This window comes from Amycolatopsis sp. QT-25, from assembly GCF_029369745.1.
In the GTDB taxonomy this organism is placed as follows: domain Bacteria; phylum Actinomycetota; class Actinomycetes; order Mycobacteriales; family Pseudonocardiaceae; genus Amycolatopsis.
This window is the reverse complement of the sequence record NZ_CP120210.1, coordinates 7,450,012-7,465,511: the sequence shown is the minus strand read 5'-3', so window position 1 is coordinate 7,465,511 and position 15,500 is coordinate 7,450,012. Positions and strand designations below refer to the sequence as shown.

The following is a 15,500-nucleotide window of genomic DNA, read 5'->3' as shown; positions in this document are numbered from 1 at the left end:
GTTCGAGTAAGGCGCGCTGGGGTGTGCTAAGGCGTGTCGGACGCCATGAAAGGTCCTTTCCTTGCAAATTTTGCAAGGAAAGGACCTTTCATGGCGCGCGCGGAGGGTTACTCCTCGGTCTTGCCCGACTTCAGACCCGAAGAGATCAGATCCATCACCGACGAGTCGGCCAGCGTGGTGACGTCGCCGACCTGGCGGTTTTCGGCGACGTCGCGCAGCAGTCGGCGCATGATCTTGCCGGAGCGCGTCTTCGGCAGCTCCTGCACGACCAGGATCTGCCGCGGCTTCGCGATCGGCCCGATCTCCTTGGCGACGTGGTCGCGCAGCGCCTGCACGGCTTCGCCGCCGGCGGCGTCGTCGGCCGCGTTGCCGCGCAGGATCACGAAGGCGACGATGCCCTGTCCGGTGGTCGGGTCGGTCGCGCCGACGACGGCGGCCTCGGCGACCGTCGGGTGCGAGACCAGCGCGGACTCGACCTCGGTGGTCGAGATGCGGTGCCCGGACACGTTCATCACGTCGTCGACCCGGCCCAGCAGCCAGACGTCGCCGTCGGCGTCGTACTTCGCGCCGTCGCCGGCGAAGTAGTAACCCTGATCGGCGAAGCGGGACCAGTAGGTCTCACGGAAACGCTGTTCGTCGCCCCAGATGCCGCGCAGCATGCCCGGCCACGGCTTGTCGAGCACCAGGTATCCGCCGCCGCCCTTGCCGACCTCGGCACCCTGGTCGTCCACGACCTTCGCCGAGATGCCCGGCAACGCCTTCTGCGCCGAGCCCGGCTTCGTGGCGGTGACGCCCGGCAACGGCGAGATCATGATCCCGCCGGTCTCGGTCTGCCACCAGGTGTCGACGATCGGCGCCGAGTTCGCGCCGACGTTCTCGCGGTACCAGATCCACGCTTCGGGGTTGATCGGCTCGCCGACGCTGCCGAGCACACGCAGCGACGAGAGGTCGTACTTCCGCGGGATCTCGTTGCCCCACTTCATGAACGTGCGGATCAGTGTGGGCGCGGTGTAGTAGATGGAGACCTTGTGCTGCTGGACGATCTCCCAGTGGCGGCCCTCGTGCGGGGTGTTCGGCGTGCCTTCGTAGACGACCTGCGTCGTCCGGTTCGCCAAGGGCCCGTACACGATGTAGGTGTGCCCGGTGATCCAGCCGATGTCGGCGGTGCACCAGTAGACGTCTTCGCCTGCCTTGTGGTCGAAGACGTTGTGGTGCGTGTACGCGGCCTGGGTCAGGTAGCCGCCGGAGGTGTGCAGGATGCCCTTCGGCTTCCCGGTGGTGCCGGAGGTGTAGAGGATGAAGAGCGGGTGCTCGGAGTCGAACGCCCGCGGCGCGTGCTTCGCGGATTGGCCGTCGACCAGGTCGTGCCACCAGAGGTCACGGCCCTCGGTGATCGGGACCTCTTCGCCGGTGCGGCGGACGACGATGACCTTCTCGACCGATTCGGCACCTTCGAGCGCTTCGTCGACATTGACCTTCATCGGGGCGGCCTTGCCGCGGCGGTACTGGCCGTCGGTGGTGATGACGATCCGCGCCGCTTGGTCGTCCACCCGGGATCGCAGTGCTGTCGGGGAAAAACCACCGAAGACGACACTGTGCAGAACACCGATACGGGCACACGCGAGCATCGCGACGATGGCTTCGGGCACCATCGGCATCTGAATGGCGACCCGGTCACCCGCCGTGAGGCCGAGGGACTCGAAGGCGTTCGCGGCCTTGGACACCTCGTCCTTCAGCTGCGCGTAGGTGAGGTCGCGGTTGTCGCCGGGCTCGCCGACCCAGTGGATGGCGACCTGGTCGCCGTGCCCGGAATCGACGTGACGGTCGACGCAGTTGTACGCGACGTTGAGTTTCCCGCCCACGAACCACTTCGTCACCGGTGCATTGGTCCAGTCCAGTACCTGGGACCACTTCGTCTCCCAGTGGAGTCGCTCGGCCTGCTTGGCCCAGAACGCTTCCCGGTCCGCGTCGGCTTCGGCGTAGAAGTCGGCGGTGGCATTCGCTCGCGCGCGGAAAGCCTCACTCGGGGGGAAGGTCCTGCTCTCCGTGAGCAAATTGTCCAGCGCCGGCGACTGCTCGGTCATGGTGCGATGCCTCCTGTGATTCGCGTGTCTTCACGCCCGTTGGCACGCTATCGACGTTACGACGCGAAGTAAAAGGTTGCATCGTGGTTGTGCGCGGCGTTCACACGCTTGAGGACAAAGCGGTACGGACCGCGGGCCATTCTGGTCCGGTGACGGAGTAGACGACGGTGTCACGGATCGTTCCGTCCGGCCGGACACGGTGCGCCCGGAGCACTCCTTCCCGTCGCGCGCCGAGACGTTCGATCGCCTTCTGCGACCGGAGGTTGCGGATGTCGGTCTCCCACGAGACCCGGTTCGCGCCGAGGTCGTCGAAAGCGTGGCGGAGCAACAGGAGTTTCGACTCGCGGTTGAGCCCGGTCCGCTGCCATGCGGGACCGATCCAGGTGTGGCCGAGGGAAACGATCCTGTGGCGCGCGTTCATCGCGTAGAACGACGTCGTGCCCGCGACCTCGCCGGTGCGAGCGTCGAGCTGTGCCCAGGCGCGGCGGTCGGCGTCGGCGAGGATGTCGTCGACCATCGCTTCGGCCGCGGCGAGGTCCTGTGGCTGACGAAGGCTGAGCCAGGTCCAGATCGCCGGATCTGAGCCCGCCGCGTACAGGCCCTTCGCGTGGTCGCGGGTGAGCGGTTCGAGGCGCACGCGGTCACCGGTCAAGGTCGCGTGGTCGGTCCAGTCGGTCACGATCCCGACGTTACCTCTCCATAATGGCCTTATCGGATATCCATTTCTGGAGCATTCGAGAAGGCCACTTCGGCGTTGCCTATGCTCGCGGGAACGATCGAGAAGGCGAGGCAGCATGGCCGAGGAGCGGGAAGAGCTCACCTGGGAGTTGTTCGGGACGGCCGGCAGGGAGCTGGCGCAGGCCGTCGCCGACGACGGCTTCGAGCCGGACCTCGTCCTGTCGATCGCGCGGGGCGGGCTGTTCGTCGCGGGCGCGCTCGGCTACGCGCTGGACGTGAAGAACCTGCACGTGATGAACGTCGAGTTCTACACCGGCGTCGACCAGCGTCTCGACCTGCCGGTGATGCTGCCGCCGGTGCCGAACGTCGTCGACCTGACGAAGAAGAAGGTCCTCGTCGCCGACGACGTCGCGGACACGGGTGCGACGCTGAAGCTGGTCCGCGATTTCTGCGCCGACCACGTCGCCGAGGTGCGCTGTGCGGTCGTCTACGAAAAGCCACGCTCCGAGGTCAAATGCGACTACGTCTGGAAGCACACGGACCGGTGGATCAACTTCCCGTGGTCGGTACAGGCGCCGGTCGTGCGCCGCGAGGGCCAGGTGCTGGACGCGTGACGGACCCGCTGAAGCCGCTGCTGGACCTCGAAGGGGTCGCGGCGGCCGCGAAATCGGCACAGGACGCGGTGTTCGCCGTCCACCGGCTGCCCGCGAACCTGCGTGGTGGCGCGGCGACGGCCGCCGAAGCGTCCGTGCGGTCGGCGCGGGCGTCGGCCGGGATCGAAGGCGCCGCCCCCGAACTGCCCGAATCCGGTGAGGTGACCGACCCGGTGCTGGCGGGTGCGCTGCGGGTCGCGGAAGCACTGGAAGGCCTGCTCCCGACGTGGCGACGTGCGCCGTTGCAGGCGCTGGCGCGCTTGCACGTGCTCGCCGCGTCGGATCTGGTGACGGATCTCGACGCGCTCGGGCGGCCGCGGTCGTCCGGTGACGTCGGGCCGCGGCTGGAGATGCTGGCGCAACTGGTCACCGGCGCGACGTCGGTCCCCGGCCCGGTGCTGACCGCCGTCGTGCACGGGGAACTGTTGGCGCTCAAGCCTTTCGGGTCCGCGGACGGGGTCGTCGCGCGGGCTGCGGCGCGGCTTTCGGCGGTGGCGACCGGGCTGGACCCGAAGGCGCTGACGGTGCCGGAGGTCGCGTACTTCCGGCGGGTGCCGAAGTACCTCGAAGCCGCTTCGGCCTTCTCGGAGGGAACTCCCGAGGGCGTCCGGGCCTGGCTGCTCTTTTCGTGTGAAGCGTTCGAAGCCGGCGCTCGTGAGGCGAAGTCCATCTCCGACGCCGCCGGCTGAACCCCGCAATTCGTCACCTGGTTGCGATACTTGCGCGCGCGACCCATCGCAACCAGGTGACGAATTGCGGGGGTGTAGGGAGCGCACACAAGACCCGGTGCATGTGTGGGGCGTGGCCACATGGCTCAAGCGGGCCGGGCGACCTAACGTCGTCCGGCATGAGTGGTGCGTATCACAGCGATCTGGCCGGTAAGTCCGCGCTGGTCACGGGCGCGGCGAGCGGAATCGGCCTGGCCTGCGCCCGGGCGCTCGCCGAGGCGGGGGCCAAGGTCCACCTCGCCGACATCGACGACGCCGTCGCGAAGGCGGCGGCCGACGTCAACGGCATCGCGCATGTCGTCGACCTCACCGACGCCCAAGCCGTCGAGACCCTGCCGGCCGAGATCGACATCCTCGTCAACAACGCCGGTTTCCAGCACATCGCGCCGATCCACGAGTTCCCGCCGGAGACGTTCACCCGCGTCCAGGCGCTCATGGTCACCGCCCCGTTCCTGCTCATCCGCCGCGTGCTGCCGAACATGTACGAACGCGGCTGGGGGCGCGTGACCAACATGTCCAGCGTCCACGGCCTCCGCGCGAGCGCGTTCAAATCCGCGTACGTCACCGCCAAACACGCGCTCGAAGGACTTTCCAAGGTCACCGCGCTCGAAGGCGCGGAACACGGCGTGACCAGCAACTGCGTCAACCCCGGCTATGTCCGGACGCCGCTGGTCGTCGGCCAGCTCCAGGCACAGGCCGAAGAACACGGGCTCGACCGCGAAGCCGTCATCGAGCAGATCCTGCTCCGCCGCTCGGCGATCAAGCGGCTCATCGAACCCGCCGACGTCGCCGCGTGCGTGCTCTGGCTGTCCGGCGACCACGCCGCCCACGTCACCGGCACCTCCATCCCCCTCGACGGCGGCTGGACCGCCGCGTGAACCCCCCGGAAAGGAAGCCCTCGGTGACCACGCAGAACCGCGGCTCGATCGCGAAGGTCGTCAGCGCCAGCCTGATCGGCACGACGATCGAGTGGTACGACTTCTTCCTCTACACCTCCGCCGCGGCGCTGGTGTTCGGCGAATTGTTCTTTCCCTCCGACGATCCGCTGACCGGCACGCTGCTCGCGTTCCTGACCTACGCCGTCGGCTTCCTCGCGCGGCCGATCGGCGGCCTGGTGTTCGGGCACTTCGGCGACCGGGTCGGGCGCAAGAAGCTGCTGGTGCTGAGCCTGCTGCTGATGGGCGGTTCGACCTGCGCGATGGGCATCCTCCCGACGTACGCCTCCGTCGGTGTCCTGGCGCCGATCCTGCTGACGCTGCTGCGGCTGGTGCAGGGTTTCGCGCTGGGCGGCGAATGGGGCGGGGCGGTGCTGATCGTCTCCGAACACGGTGACGACGAACGCCGCGGGTTCTGGGCGTCTTGGCCGCAGTGCGGTGCTCCCGGCGGGAACCTGCTCGCGACGGCGGTGCTGGCGATCCTCGCCGCGACGCAGTCCGACGAAGCGTTCCTCAGCTGGGGCTGGCGGATCCCGTTCCTGCTCTCCGGTGTCCTCGTGGTGGTCGGGCTGTGGATCCGGCTCGCGGTCAGCGAATCCCCGGCCTTTTTGCTTTCACAACAGAGCCTCGCCGCGCGGAAGCACAACGCGACGACACAGGCCCCGGTCGTCGAGGTGTTCCGGAAGAGCTGGCGCGCGGTGCTGATCACCATTGGCTCGCGAATGGCGGAGAACGTTTCGTACTACGTCATCACCGCGTTCATTCTCGTCTATGTCACCACCGGGCTGAGTATGCCGAAATCGGCCGGATTGAACGCGGTCCTCATCGGTTCCGCCGTGCATTTCCTGACGATTCCCCTGTGGGGCATTCTTTCCGACCGGATCGGCCGCCGCCCGGTCTACCTGTTCGGCGCGATCGGCATGGCGGTGTGGAGTTTCGCGTTCTTCGCGCTGCTCGACACGAAGAATTCCGGCCTCGTCATCGTCGCGGCGACCGCCGGGCTCGTGCTGCACGGCGCGATGTACGGGCCGCAGGCCGCGTTCTTCTCCGAGCAGTTCCCGACGAGGGTCCGCTACACCGGCCTTTCGGTCGGTGGGCAGCTGTCGTCGATCGCGGCGGGGGCGGTGGCGCCGCTCATCGCGGTCGCGCTGTTCAAGGAGTTCGGCAGCACGATCCCGGTCTCGCTCTACGTGGTCGCGATGTGCGTGCTGACCGTGATCGCGCTGCTCGCGGCCCGCGAGACCAAGGGGGTGTCCCTGCACTCCGAAGTTCACCCGGAGCGCGGTCACGTGCCAGCATGACCGCTGTGGACGGTGCCGACACGGCGACGCGGTTGCGCCGGCTGCTCGAGCTGCTCGCCTCCGGGGCGGGCAGCGAGCAGCTGGCGCACGTTCCCGTCGATCCGAAGGCCATCGAGCTGGCGCTGCGGATCAGGGACACCGTCGCCGAACACCGGCGGCGCGAGGCGGAGCTGGCCGCGTTGTTCGACACGGCCAGCGACCTCGCCCGGCTGGACGATCCGGACGCCGTCCTCCGGTCGATCGTGCGGCGGGCGCGGGCGTTGCTCGCCGTCGACGTTTCGTATCTCAGCCTCAATGACGAAACCGAAGGCAACACTTACGTCCGCGTGACCGACGGCTCGGTCTCCGCGCTGTTCCAGGACATCGTGCTGGGCATGGGCGAGGGGCTCGGCGGGCTGGTCGCGCAGACCGCGCGGCCGTACGCGACGGCGGACTACTTCACCGACAAGCGGTTCCGCCACACGTCGTCGATCGACACCGGCGTGCTCGACGAGGGGCTGACCGCGATCCTCGGGGTGCCGCTGGCGATCGGCAGCAAGGTCATCGGGGTGTTGTTCGCCTCCGACCGGACCACGCGGGAGTTCTCGCCCGACGAGGTCGCGCTGCTGTCGTCGCTGGCCGACCACGCGGCGATCGCGCTGGACAACGCGCACCTGCTCGACGAGACGCGCCGCGCGGTCGCCGAGCTGAACGCCGCCAACGCGACGATCAGCGCGCACAACGACGCGATGCGCCGCGCCGAGGACGCGCACGACCGGCTGATGGATCTCGTGCTGCGCGGCGGTGATCTGGCCGAGGTCGCCGCCGCGGTCGCGGACGTGCTCGGCGGCGCCATCGCCGTCTACGACGCGGAAGGCGTTGTCCTGGCCCGCACCGGCGCGGAACTGAGCCTCTCGCGTCCGGCCGTTTCGGCGTCCCGGTTGAGCGGCCGGGCGGTGTCCACCGAGGACGGTTGGTTGTGTGCCGTCCAGGCGGGGCAGGAATTTCTCGGCAGCCTGGTCCTCGGCGGCGGGCCGTCGCTCGGCGAGGCCGACCGGCGGCTGTTCGAGCGGGCGGGCGTGGTCACCGCGGTGCTGCTGATGCAACGGCGTTCCGTCGCGCGCGCCGAGGACGAGGTACGCGGGGAGCTGCTGTCGGACCTGCTCACCGCGCCGGGACGCAATCCCGCCGCGTTGCTGGCACGAGGCAGACGCTTGGGAGTCGATCTGTCGACATCGCACGCGGTGCTGATCGCGCATTCCGACGACGTCTCCCGGCGAAGGCTGGCCACGGCGGCCGCGCGGCACGCGGAGCTGGTCGGTGTCCACGCCGACGAGGTCGTCCTGCTGGTCCGCGGCGCGGACCCCGGGGCGCTGGCCAGAACCGCGGCGGCGGAACTGGCGTCCACAGTGGACTGTCCGGTGACGGTGGGTGCGGCGGGCCCGGCGGCCTCACCGCGGGAACTGGCCGTGGCGCACGCCGAAGCCGCGCGATGTGTCGCGTCGTTGCTGGCCCTCGGGCGGGCGGGGGAGGGCGCGAGCATGGCCGATCTCGGGTTCGTCGGGTTGCTGCTGGGCGAGCACGCCGATCTGGGTGCGTACGTGACCGCCACGATCGGCCCGGTGCTCGACTACGACGAACGCCGCGGCACGGACCTGATCGGCACCCTCCGCGCGTATTTCGCCTGCGGCGGCAACTCGACGCGGGCGAAGGACCTGCTCCACGTGCACGTCAACACCGTCGTGCAACGGCTGGACCGCATCGCGTCCCTGCTGGGCGAGCAATGGCAGGCGCCCGAGCGCGCACTGGAACTGCAGCTCGCGCTCAGGCTGCACCGCCTCACCAGTGACCGAAACGGATGACGTCCTCGAAGTCGCGCCGGGCGATCTTGGTCGCCGAAGAGCCGGGTGAGGGTCCGGGCTCGTCACCGTGCCCGAGCGCGACGACACCGATCGGGTCGTGATCCGACGGCACCCCGAATTCGCTGTGGAGCCGCTCCACGCTTTCCGGCGCGAGCCCGAAGAACACCGCGCCGAGGCCCTCGTCGACGGCCGTCTGAAGGATCAGCAACGTCGCCATCCCGGTGTCGACGTCCCAGTACGGCACGCGCCACCACGAGTCGTCACGGTCGGCGACACCCTTGTCCGGCTTGGCATAACGGTCGAGGTAGGCGTTCTTGACCGAGAGCGGGACGATCGCGACCGGTGCCGTCGTCACGGTTTCCGGCGCCCAGCTCGCCCCGAACTCCCAGAATTTCGCCAGTTCCTCGCCGGTGAGGACGAGAAATCCTTGTCCCTGCGAGAAACCGGCCGAGGGACCCTTCAGCGCGTTGCGGAGGATGCGCCGAAGACTCTCGTCCGCGACGGGCTCACCGGTGAATTTCCGGACCATGCGACGGCGGCGTACGACGTCCTGGAATTCCATCCGATCAGCTTAGTACGCAAGTGGCCGCCAGGTCACCGCTCGCGCGCATGCCCTCGAGCGCGGTGAACGTCGTGCGGAAACACGGCGGATACCCGGCTCGGCCACACAAAGCGGGCCGTCGCTGTGGTGGTCTGCCACGTGAAAATCATGCGGGTGGCGGTTCTAGCCTCGGATGATGCGAAAACTCCTCATCGGTGCGGTGGTTTCGGCGTTGACCCTTCTCTTTTCGGCTCCGGCACAGGCGGCGACGATCCGCCCGGTGACCGGGTTCGGGAGCAATCCCGGTGCGTTGCGGATGTTCGAGTACGTTCCCGACGGGCTGCCGTCCGGACGTCCGGCGGTGGTCGTGCTGCACGGCTGCACCCAGGACGCGGCCGGCTACGCGCGCGGCTCCGGCTGGGTGGGGCTCGCGGACAAGCTGCGCTTCAAAATCGTTCTGCCGCAACAGGTCTCGGCGAACAACTTCAACAAGTGCTTCAACTGGTTCCAGGCGGGCGACATCCGGCGCGGGTCCGGAGAAGCGGAATCGATCGCGCAGATGACGCGGTTCGCGGCCGGAAGCCGGACGTACGTGACCGGGCTTTCGGCGGGGGGCGCGATGACTTCGGTGCTGCTGGCGGCGTATCCGGAACTGTTCGCGGGCGACGGTGTCGTCGCGGGACTGCCTTATGGCTGCGCGGCTTCGATGATCGACGCGTACCCCTGTATGAACCCTGGCAGGGAGCTGACCCCGCAACAGTGGGGTGACAAGGTGCGGGCCGCGGGCACGGGGCCGCGTTCACCGGTCAGCGTCTGGCACGGGACCGCGGACCACACGGTCGCCCCGATGAACATGCGCGAGCTTTCCGAGCAGTGGACCGACGTCGGCGCCACCGTCGACACCCACGCCGTCACCGGGATGGGACACGGCCAGCCGATCGCGCCGGGAGCCGGTTGCGGTCAGGCCGGGCCGTACCTGCTCGACGTCGGAGTGTGCGTCGCGAGCGAACTCGCGGCGAAATGGCGGCTAGGCGAGGACGGCGTCCAGTAGCCCGGGAAAACGCGCGTGGATGTCCTCGGTCCGTAGCTCGACCCAGCGGGTCCGGCCCTCGACGAACGTCGTCGTGAGGCCGGCCTCGCGTAAGACTCTCCAGTGATGGGAAAGCGTCGGCGCGCTGATCTCGATGTCGTACTCGGTGACGGCGCAGCTTCGCGGCGAAGGGTTGCTTCGCAGGGCGCGGATCAGCTCCAGGCGTACGGGATCCGCGAGCGCCTGGAGGACCGGCACGATCTCGATCTCCTCGGTCGCCGGCTGTGACAGCGTGGTGCTCACTTCGCTCCAACTGTTTGACAGTCATCGAATAGTCCGGCCACTATACCTCTCATGACGATTAGACGATCATCAAATGATCGGCTCGCCCTGGGGGCTCTGCTGGTACTCGCCGTCGGCACGTTCACCGTCGGCACCGACGGGTTCGTCCTGAACGGGCTGCTGCCCACCATCGCCGCCGACCTGCGGGTTTCCGAAGCCGTCGCGGGCCAGCTGACCACGGTCTTCGCGGTGACCTACGCGCTTTCGTCGCCGCTCATCGCGGCGTTCACCGGCCAACTCGACCGGCGCTGGGTGCTCGGCGCGGGGATGGTGCTGTTCACGATCGGCATGGCCGGTCAGGCGCTCGGCGACTCCTTCGCCGTGGTCGCCGTCGCACGCGTGCTGGCCGCCCTCGGCGCCGCCGCGTTCCAATCCAACGCCTACGTCCTCGCCGGGGCACTGGCCTCGGACGAGCGCCGCGGCCGCGCGCTGGCCACCGTCTCCGCCGGGATGAGCGTGTCGATGGTGCTCGGCGTGCCGATCGGCGTGCTTGCCGGGAACTGGTTCGGCTGGCGCGCGGTCATGTGGGGGATCGGCGCCGTGGCCGTGGTCGTGACACTGCTCGTGCCGATGCTGCCCGGCGTCCGGATGCCGACGGTGACCCTGCGCGCCAGACTCGCCGTCGTCGCGCGGCCGCCGATCGCGCGTGTGCTCGGCGTGAGCGTCCTCGGTACCGCTGCGGGCTTCGCGGCCTTCGTGTACTTGCCGGTGCTGGTGGCACCCGTGGCGGCGGGCGCGCTGATCTCGTGGCTGCTCGTCGGTTTCGGGATCGGGCAGATCGCGGGCAACGCCTTCGCGGGCCGGGCGACCGACTCACTCGGTTCCGCGCGCGTCCGCTCCGTCTCGCTCGCCGGTACGGTCGCGACGCTGGCGTTGCTGGACGTCGCCGTGCTGAGCCTGCCCGGCGCGCTGGTCTTCGCGCTGGCCTCGGGGATGTTCGGCGGGATGCTCATGGTGCCGCAGCAGCACCGGCTGTTCTCGCTGGCGCCCGACGCGCCGACGGTCGCCCTGGGGCTCAACGGCTCCGCGATCTACGCCGGGGGTGCCCTCGGTGCCGCGCTGGGTGGCGTCGTCCTGTCGTCGGCGGGCGTCTGGTGGGTCGGCCCCGTCGCCGCCTTCGTCGCTCTGCTCGCCTTCGCGCTTTCGGTCCCTTCGCGGCGGCGGGTGGCTCAGCCCGCCTGACCGAAAGTGAGAGCAAGGGACCTTTGCTATCGGTCCGGTCGACGCAGGGCCGATTCCGGACCCGCCCGTGGCGCCGAGCCCGTACCGGCGCGGCGCCACGAAAAGCGGCAGGGTCCCCAGCCGATGCCGGCGGCGGACACCCGTTCGCGTCGCGTGAGCGAGGCGTCGGGATGAACGGGTCTGTCCGCCGGTGCCGTGCCCACCCGGTCTCTCGGTCGCGAAGATCCGGGAGCCCGGGCGATCGGTTCAGCTCGCGCGCACCCGCAGGGAGTCGAGAGCCTTGCGTACGTGGCCATCGTTGGCAGCCAGCGCCTTCGCCGCGTTCGCGACGTCCTCGCCGGACAGCAGATGGACCAGCGCGACCTTGAGGTCGCCGTCGGCCTCGGTGAGCGCGTCGGAGCAGTCCGCCATGCTCATTCCGGTGGCCTCGCGCAGGATCCGGATGGTCCGTCCGCGCAGCTTCGCGTTGGTCGCCCGCATGCTGACCATCAGGTTCGAGTACGTGCGGCCGAGCTTGATCATCGTCGCGGTGGAGAACGCCGTGAGGATGATCTTCTGCGCCGTGCCCGCCTTCATCCGCGTCGACCCGGCGATCGCCTCGGGGCCGGTGTCCACCGCGATCAGGACATCGACACCCGGCGGCGGCACCGCGGCCGGATTGCCCGAGACCAGAGCGGTCCGCGCGCCGCGACGGCTGGCCGCGGCCAGCGCGCCGAGGACGAAGGGAGTCCGGCCGGACGCCGTCAACCCGAGCACGAAGTCGCCGGGCACGACGGACTCGGTCACCTCGGCGGCTCCGGCCTTCGCGTTGTCCTCGGCGTCTTCGACGGCTTGGCGCAGCGCGCGTGCGCCGCCCGCGTGATGCGCGATGAACCAGTCGGAGGGCACGTTGAACGTCGGCACGAGCTCCGCCGCGTCCAACGTCGCCAGCCTGCCGGAGGTGCCGGCCCCGAAGTAGTGCACGCGGTGGCCCGACCGCAGCGCTTCCACGGCGAAGTCGACCGCCCGTGCCACCTGCGGCAGCACCGCGGCGACGGCTTCGGGGACCCGGCGGTCTTCGGCGTTGATCGCGCCGAGGATGCCCATGGTCGACATCAGGTCGATGTCGGTCGTCCGTGGATTGCGCTGTTCGGTTGGCGAATCGACGTGCACCACCTGGCGTGGGACGGTCATCATGCGCCTCACTTTTTCGCTCATTTGCCGGTTTCCCGCGGCCGCCGCCTGCCGTCGGGCCGGACGCCCAGCCGGTGCGAGCCAACCGCGTCCCTGGTCGCGTCGAGCGCGTTGACCGACGCGTCCATGTGCCGTTGCGCGACCCCGATGAACAGGCAGTCGATGACGGTCAGCTGTGCGATGCGACTGGCGGTCGCACCCGAGCGGAACGTCGTCTCCCGCGCGGCCGTGGTCAGTACGTGGTCGGAGACCTCGGTGATCGGCGAACGCGGGAAGTTCGTCACGGCGACGGTGCTCGCGCCGTGCTCGCGAGCCACGCGCAGCGCCTCGACGGTGTCCGTGGTCGCGCCCGTGTGGGAGATGCCGATCGCGACGTCTCCGGGGCTCAGCACGGCGGCCGAGGTGAGCATGATGTGCGTGTCCGACCAGGCGAAGCTCACCCGGCCGATGCGGTGCAGCTTCTGCTGCAGGTCCGCGGCCACGAACGCGCTCGCGCCCACGCCGTAGACGTCCACCCGCCCCGCGCCCGCCAGCACGTCGATCACCCTCTGTAGCGACGGGATGTCGAGCTGGTCGGCGGTCTCTTCCACGGCACGAGCGTCCGCGAAGCTCACCTTGCCGATCACCGCGGCCAGGTCGTCCTCCGGACCGATCTCGCCGCCGAGGTTCCGGCTCGACCGGGCCTCCGTGCGGGCGGTGTCGGCCGCCAAGGCGATCCTGAGCTGCGGATATCCGCCGACACCGACGGCCTTGCAGAACCGCGTGACGGTGGTTTCGCTCGTGTTGGCCGCGAGCGCGACTTCGGTGATGCTGCGCCGCGCGACCGTCGCGGGGTCGTCGAGGACGACCTTCGCGACACGTTGTTCAGCCCGGGCGAGCCCGGGCAGCAGGGAGCGGATCCGGACCAGCGGGCTCGCGTCAGCGTCCCGTGTCGGCTGCGCCGGCACGGCCTCGGACGGTACGGCCGCGATCACGGATTCGGTATCGCCCACCGTGGGAAAGTTACTAACCGTTGGCATCTGCGACAAGGCTACCCACACCCTTCGGGAAGATCGCAACCTATCCGTGTCTGCGGATTCGATTTGCGATTAATCGTTGACCAGAAAGTCGCTAACCAGGTCGAGGCCGTTAACGAGGTCGAGCTAACGACTTGGCAACTTAGTGTCGCGACGCAAGGGGCTGTGTCCCGGTCAACGGGGCAGTACGGTCACCGCAATGGAGCCGATTGGTTACCGAGTGCTCAATTTCCAGCCGGTAGCGACGAAGGTAGGGGGATTATGCTCACTGTCCAGCAGTGTGCGGCCTCGTTCAGTGACTTTCACACTGTCCAAAGAAATTCCGCGTCCGGTGTAACGGGCATCGGTCGTGTAACGCCAGCGGAGGGTGATTTGTGAGCTTTGTGACACCTCGGCGGCGACTCGCCACCAAGCGCGATGGCCGTGCCCACGCAGACCGGTCTGATCCCCGGCGGGAGCGCCTGGTCCGTTTGCACGCAGAGTAATCGATTTCCAGGTTGCTCCGTCGTCGGTACTTATTTCCAGGATCAAGGAATCAGAGGGGCCTTCGGTGTCCACGAAGGTGTCGAAGGAGACCCTCAACGGCCCGCCGCGCGTCTGTAACGGCGGAGTCGTGAGCGTTGCCGTGGAGACGTCCCCGGCGCCGCTGAACCACGCTTCACGGCCGTGCGCCGGGCGGACCGCCATCGCTTTGGCCAGCGAGCTCGCCCACGCCTCCCTGGCGAGGTTGATCGAGCCCCAGCTCCGGGTCGGGTGCACGCGGTTGGTGAGCAGGATCGCGAACGACCTCGACAGCGGGTCGAGCACCAGCGAGGTCCCGGTGAACCCGGTGTGGCCCGCCGTCGAGGGCGCCGACAGCGCGCCCATGTACCAGGGCTGGTCGAGTTCGAAGCCGAGCCCGTGCGAGTCGTCGGGGAACTTGTGGTTGTAGTTCGTCAGCATCGCCCGCACGGTCTCCGGACGCAGGATCCGCTCGCCGCGGTACGCGCCGCCGTTGAGGATCGTCTGCGCCAGCACGGCCAGGTCCGAGGCGGTGGAGAAGACGCCCGCGTGCCCGGCGACACCACCCAATGACCAAGCGTTCTCGTCGTGGACCACTCCGCGTACCAGCCCACGGGGCGGCTTCGCGGCGTACTCGGTCGCCGCGACCCTGGCGAGTTTCGACGCCGGCGGGTTGTAACCGGTGTCGGCCAGCCCCAGCGGGCCGGCGATGCGGTCCTGGACCACCTTGTCCAGCGGTACCCCGGCCAGCTTCTCGACCAGGAAGCCGAGTGTCAGCAGGTTGATGTCGGAGTACAGGTACGTACTGCCGGGCGCGTTCTTCAGCGGGCTGTCGAGGACGGCCTTCCGGCGCGACGGGATGTCCGGGTAGCCCTCCCACAGCGACGGGAGCGGTGTCGCGGCGAAGCCCGAGACATGCGTGAGCAGCTGCTGGACGGTGACGGCCTCCTTGCCGTTCACCCCGAACTCGGGCAGATAGCGCACCACCGGCGCCGAGATGTCCAGCTTGCCCGTCTCGGCCAGCTGCATCACCGCGATGGAGGTGAACAGCTTCGAGATCGAGGCCAGGTCGAAGAGGGTGTCCGCGCGCATCGGCACCTGCTGCTCCGGTGGCAGTTCCGTGCCCTTCGCGTCGGCGTAGCGGACAGCGCCGCCCACGGCCTGGCGCTCGACGACCACGCCGTCGTGCGCGAGCAGGCCGACCGCTCCGGAGAAGTGCGGATGCCCGGTGGCGTCCGGCCTCGTCCAGCTCTCGATGAACTGCTCGGCCGCCTTGATCGGCGCCGGATCGAGGCCTACCTCGGAGGGAGCGCCGTCGCGCAGGACGGTGGAGGCGGGCGCGAAGCCTTCGCGCGGCTTGTCGAACCGGCCCGCCGCGCGGTCTCCCTGTCGTCCGGTATCCGGAATCGCCTGTGCTCCCGCCGTCGACAGCGTGGTCGCCGCGACCAAGACGGAAACAGCCGCGATCAGGATCTTCCTAACACGCAAGGTCGGC

At 69.0% G+C, this 15,500-nt stretch carries 14 protein-coding genes; 7 read left to right on the top strand and 7 right to left on the bottom strand.

Going from position 1 to position 15,500, the window contains the following annotated elements; genetic code table 11:
- Nucleotides 1–107 precede the first annotated feature (107 nt).
- Both acs and P3102_RS34955 read right to left on the bottom strand, forming a co-directional pair.
- Entirely contained in the window at nucleotides 108–2,084 is a 1,977-nt protein-coding gene (gene acs / locus P3102_RS34960) for an acetate--CoA ligase (RefSeq protein ID WP_276364928.1), read from the bottom strand.
- 100 nt (nucleotides 2,085–2,184) lie between these two features.
- Entirely contained in the window at nucleotides 2,185–2,763 is a 579-nt protein-coding gene (locus tag P3102_RS34955) for a GNAT family protein (RefSeq protein ID WP_276364927.1), read from the bottom strand.
- A 115-nt stretch (nucleotides 2,764–2,878) separates the two neighbouring features.
- On the opposite strand from P3102_RS34955, the gene P3102_RS34950 reads away from it, so the two are divergent.
- From P3102_RS34950 to P3102_RS34930, 5 genes are all read left to right on the top strand, one after another.
- Nucleotides 2,879–3,376 (top strand): phosphoribosyltransferase, encoded by a 498-nt coding sequence (locus P3102_RS34950; protein WP_276364926.1) that lies wholly within the window; start codon nucleotides 2,879–2,881, stop codon nucleotides 3,374–3,376.
- Nucleotides 3,373–4,104 carry an oxidoreductase gene (locus P3102_RS34945; protein WP_276364925.1) on the top strand — a complete coding sequence of 244 codons (732 nt, stop codon included), beginning with the start codon at nucleotides 3,373–3,375 and terminating at the stop codon, nucleotides 4,102–4,104. Before P3102_RS34950 ends, P3102_RS34945 begins: the two co-directional genes overlap by 4 nt.
- 158 nt (nucleotides 4,105–4,262) lie before the next feature.
- A complete protein-coding gene (locus P3102_RS34940; RefSeq protein ID WP_276364924.1) occupies nucleotides 4,263–5,021 on the top strand; it encodes a 3-hydroxybutyrate dehydrogenase in 759 nt (252 codons plus the stop codon).
- Nucleotides 5,022–5,044: 23 nt separating this feature from the next.
- Nucleotides 5,045–6,379: an MFS transporter gene (locus P3102_RS34935; RefSeq protein ID WP_276364923.1), complete on the top strand. Its 1,335-nt coding sequence runs from the start codon at nucleotides 5,045–5,047 to the stop codon at nucleotides 6,377–6,379.
- Nucleotides 6,376–8,220: a GAF domain-containing protein gene (locus P3102_RS34930; protein ID WP_276364922.1), complete on the top strand. Its 1,845-nt coding sequence runs from the start codon at nucleotides 6,376–6,378 to the stop codon at nucleotides 8,218–8,220. Before P3102_RS34935 ends, P3102_RS34930 begins: the two co-directional genes overlap by 4 nt.
- On the opposite strand, the gene P3102_RS34925 is transcribed toward P3102_RS34930, so the two are convergent.
- The gene (locus tag P3102_RS34925; RefSeq protein WP_276364921.1) at nucleotides 8,198–8,782 is read right to left on the bottom strand and encodes a nitroreductase family protein; all 585 of its coding nucleotides are present in this window, start codon (nucleotides 8,780–8,782) and stop codon (nucleotides 8,198–8,200) included. The two genes, P3102_RS34930 and P3102_RS34925, sit on opposite strands and share 23 nt — an antisense overlap.
- 172 nt (nucleotides 8,783–8,954) lie before the next feature.
- Between P3102_RS34925 and P3102_RS34920 the strand changes: the two genes are divergently transcribed.
- A complete protein-coding gene (locus P3102_RS34920) occupies nucleotides 8,955–9,812 on the top strand; it encodes a PHB depolymerase family esterase (RefSeq protein ID WP_276364920.1) in 858 nt (285 codons plus the stop codon).
- Here the strand turns inward: P3102_RS34920 and P3102_RS34915 are convergent.
- Entirely contained in the window at nucleotides 9,789–10,094 is a 306-nt protein-coding gene (locus P3102_RS34915; RefSeq protein WP_276364919.1) for a helix-turn-helix domain-containing protein, read from the bottom strand. The genes P3102_RS34920 and P3102_RS34915 overlap by 24 nt on opposite strands.
- A 51-nt stretch (nucleotides 10,095–10,145) precedes the next feature.
- Here P3102_RS34915 and P3102_RS34910 point away from each other — a divergent pair, with 51 nt between their 5' ends.
- Entirely contained in the window at nucleotides 10,146–11,315 is a 1,170-nt protein-coding gene (locus P3102_RS34910) for an MFS transporter (protein ID WP_276364918.1), read from the top strand.
- 246 nt (nucleotides 11,316–11,561) lie between these two features.
- Here P3102_RS34910 and P3102_RS34905 read toward each other — a convergent pair whose 3' ends face one another.
- The 3 genes from P3102_RS34905 to P3102_RS34895 form a co-directional block, all read right to left on the bottom strand.
- Nucleotides 11,562–12,491: an N-acetylmuramic acid 6-phosphate etherase gene (locus tag P3102_RS34905; RefSeq protein WP_276364917.1), complete on the bottom strand. Its 930-nt coding sequence runs from the start codon at nucleotides 12,489–12,491 to the stop codon at nucleotides 11,562–11,564.
- 17 nt (nucleotides 12,492–12,508) lie between these two features.
- On the bottom strand, nucleotides 12,509–13,480 hold the full coding sequence (locus P3102_RS34900; protein ID WP_276364916.1) for a MurR/RpiR family transcriptional regulator: 972 nt from the start codon (nucleotides 13,478–13,480) through the stop codon (nucleotides 12,509–12,511).
- A gap of 237 nt (nucleotides 13,481–13,717) precedes the next feature.
- On the bottom strand, nucleotides 13,718–15,493 hold the full coding sequence (locus tag P3102_RS34895) for a serine hydrolase (RefSeq protein WP_276364915.1): 1,776 nt from the start codon (nucleotides 15,491–15,493) through the stop codon (nucleotides 13,718–13,720).
- Between the last annotated feature and the right edge of the window lie 7 nt (nucleotides 15,494–15,500).